The organism is Paenibacillus sp. P4_A7 (assembly GCF_056402455.1).
Genome location: NZ_JBFUHJ010000768.1, coordinates 1 through 1,337, shown reverse-complemented (window position 1 = coordinate 1,337; position 1,337 = coordinate 1). Strand labels below are relative to the sequence as shown.

Here is a 1,337-nt window from a genome sequence, read left to right as displayed (position 1 = left end):
TGAGAAAGAAGCTCCTTTAGTCGCTGACTGAAGAAGCTTCTTTCTGTATGTTTAATGATTTTAGAAAAGTATCCATCTCTATCGTTTTCTGCGAATAAAGTTGCCACTGCTGCTTCCACAGCTTCCAACGTTCCGGCCATATCGGGTCCATTAATGCTGATTGTTCATCTGTCTGCTTTTCAATTAGGATATCAAGCCACCATCTTGGAGGAATTCGCGACTCATCTTTCTGCTCGAAATGACTACTTTTATACAATGAAGCTCTTGCCGGCAGCTGGCCTAATTCATCATATGCCTTCTGTTGATTATCAGTATTTGTCATTTCTCTAATCCAAAGTGTCGCTTCCTCCACCACATCACTGCTAGAAGATATGACATAGCTTCTGCCATTTAACCACGGAAAATAAATTTCTTTCTGATCAACAATAACTTGATCCTGAACGGTAGAGGGCATTTTCTCATAGACATTCCAAGGTAAAATAGCCAGGAGCAGTTTGCTTGCAGACATAGCCTCGCTTAAATCAGTTACTGCCTCTGTCTTTAACCGGCTTATACGCGGCTCAATCGTCTCGAGCCATTGAAGTCGCTCCATTTGCTCTTTGTTTAGTGATTGCAAGTTAACGATATTTGATCGTCCTAATTGGAATAATGAATGCCATACCAACTGCTGCTGCAAATCTCCAGGACTTAAATTAATTATGCTTGTATCCGCATTTAATGCCATAACCTTCTCAGTAACCGCTTGAAAGGAAGCCCAATCATTCGGCGGGTTTTTAAATCCAGCTTCCACTAATAAAGTATGATTCCAGATGACTATATATGGATTAACACTTTCAGGAACACCCCAAATGTAGCCGTTCCATTTCAGCGGATATAGCAGTGCAGACATTTGATCTGTTAACACATCTCCTGTCATCATACTTTCTGTTGGTTTTAAAAATCCCCGTACTGCAAAGGGTTTAACCCATCCGTTATCTAGCAGCATGACGTCAATACCTCGGCCTTGCTGACTCTGCTCGACCCACAAGGCATACGCTTCATCACTTGAAGCTACATTCCTTATATTAACTTGTATATAAGGATATTTATTTATAAAATCCCGATGCAGTTCATTAAGCTTTCTAAATTGTTCATTAGTTAAGGAAACGTTTACATTAATATCAATATGCTTTTCAATCTTTTGCTTGTTAGGTACCGGGGGATCCAACTGCTTACCATCTGGTTTGCCTATACTGGCAGGATCTGAATTTCGTGAAAATTGAGTAAGCAAAAGCGCCGCTAACAGTAACGCACCGATAACAAGCGGCACATATTTTCTGGGAGACACAGTTTTCTTC

1 protein-coding gene is annotated in these 1,337 nt (G+C 40.5%); it reads right to left on the bottom strand.

Going from position 1 to position 1,337, the window contains the following annotated elements; translation table 11 throughout:
• Nucleotides 1-16: 16 nt before the first annotated feature.
• The coding region (locus AC1DWN_RS33815) for an extracellular solute-binding protein (RefSeq protein ID WP_477563196.1) at nt 17-1,337 on the bottom strand (1,321 nt) is incomplete at its 5' end.